Below are 2160 nucleotides of genomic sequence, written 5' to 3'. Positions count from 1 at the left end.
CGGCATCGGCTGCCGAGTTACCGATTGCTCCGGGCCGGGCACTACTACTGCTTGCACGACCTGTGACGTCGCCAACAACTACTACTTGTTGAACGGCGTCTGCTACGCCTATGCCTCGATCCCCGATGGCTACGGGATCGTCACTCCAGGCCAACAAGCCTTACAAGCATGTGCTGATACAAACTGCGTAAAATGCGTGGCCGACCGCGCGAACTGTACCGAATGTAATGCATCACTTGGCTATGTTCTCGTTAACGGGAATTGCCACAAGCTTAGTATAATTACTACGGCTGTCCCTGTTAGACAGAATAAGGCTGACGTAGACCTGTCTTGGAGGCAAGAGATTTCCGAAACTCCGATTCAGGTCAACAAGTCTAAAGTTTATAAGACCCTTATGGCGAACAAAATTAAATACGTTCTGACTGCGACGGACGGTTCTGATCTAGGCAGCTACAGCTTCGTAATGGAGAATTATGATGAATACGTAATTCTTGATTTTACATTGCCGAAAGGTCTACCTAAGGATCAGTACAATGTAACTCTAATTGGGTTCACCTTCAACATGACTGAAGACAGCGGAACATACCAAATACAGGTGATGAATGGCAGTACTGTATACTACAACAAGATGGCTGAAAACGATGCCAACCAGATAAATGCTGAATCATTGGCATCGACTTTGACTACAACCGTGGCAGCTCCTGACTCTGCAACGGGGCTAGCAGTGATGGGCACTCTGCTGGCCGCAGACCCAACGGGAACATTCTTTAGATTTACCAAGATACTCCAAATCGTAAACAAACTATATTTCATCAATATTAATTATGGAAAGAGACTAGAAGCTTTTCTCGCCAAGTCATCGATAGTGCACAACGATGAGTCGAAAGCCCAGCAGTTGGCCTACAACAGCATGTTATATAGAGGCAAGTTGACTAATAAAAAAGTAACTTTGAGTGGCATATCCATGCCTCTAATGATGTACAAAATAATCTTTTACGTGCTGTCATGGCTACTTAGAGGAGTCAAGCGACTTCTCCTAGACAACTGTATAATGGGCAAGGTCGGCATATACTTTTGCCACTATGCCAACAAGGTTCATCTCATTATATTCAACCTCGTCTTCATAGATTTCATCTGGTTAGCTCCCAGAACTTTAATGCATTCTAGGGGGCTTCCATACACAGTGTTCAACTCGACGATTTTCGTCATGTGTCTCATCGCGGCCGACCTCTGCCTAATCCTGGCTCATCTGCTCGATGACAGGATCTGGAGGAAGGCCCTCGAGCACTACACCAGCCTCCAGGAATTCAGTCCTCTTCCGGATCCGAGTTCCAAGGAGAAGAAAAACGATAGTAGCATGAACGCATTAAAGAAACCAGATCAACCCTCAGAACAAGATGGCCCGAATCAACCCCAAACGAAACAAATCAACTATAAACGAACATACTTTGAGATCGATTTCAACGTCCACCTGATGGACATGGCTACGAACACACTCAGCATGACTAAGGACGTTGTTGATTCGATGATAGTACGCTTGCTAGTTGCTCAGCACTGGTTGCTCACCTCGAGCCTCCAACTGACCATCTTGAGTACTCAATATGCTAACTGCTTTGGAATAACAATCATGCTCTCCATCGAGCTGAGCAAACTCTTTGCGACCATCTACGCGTACTTAAAGTATAAGTATCTAAAAAATATAATATGTTTATTGATGGAAGTCTCCCAAGCGATATGGCTGATGGTGTTCACCTACAATGCTCTCCTCATCAGCCCCAAAAGATTTGATGAGATAATTTTGGACTTCTATCAAGATGCTGGGATCTGGATAGTAATCGCTTCATGTGTTGCTGAGTATCTTCTGCTACTCACGTACATAGGGGTTGCTGCATATGATTTCTTTAAAAACAGAAAGATGATGAAGAAGATGAATGTCCAGCGGAGGACGTACGAGTTCCTCAAATTCGACGAAAGCCACCGGGATGTCGGTAACCGTTTGCATAACGCAGCTTCGGTGAGCAGACCCGCGATAAGTAACAAGATGCAAAAAGGTGTCATTCGTCCGACCCTCTTTGCCTTTTCGTCTGTTACTCCGTTGGACCCCGAATCTATGACCCATATGATGAACGCCACTGTTATGAAAAGAGCGGAGATCCAAGC

Annotated in this window: 1 protein-coding gene; it reads left to right on the top strand. The window is 45.3% G+C overall.

Annotated elements, in window-relative coordinates; all coding sequences use genetic code 11:
* Nucleotides 1-394 precede the first annotated feature (394 nt).
* The coding region (locus tag VD907_05795) for a hypothetical protein (GenBank protein HYG84357.1) at nucleotides 395-2160 on the top strand (1766 nt) is incomplete at its 3' end.

The sequence above is a fragment of the Verrucomicrobiia bacterium genome, from assembly GCA_035629335.1.
Taxonomy (GTDB): Bacteria; Patescibacteriota; Saccharimonadia; order Saccharimonadales; family Saccharimonadaceae; genus DASUUR01.
This window is presented reverse-complemented; position numbering and strand designations above follow the sequence as displayed.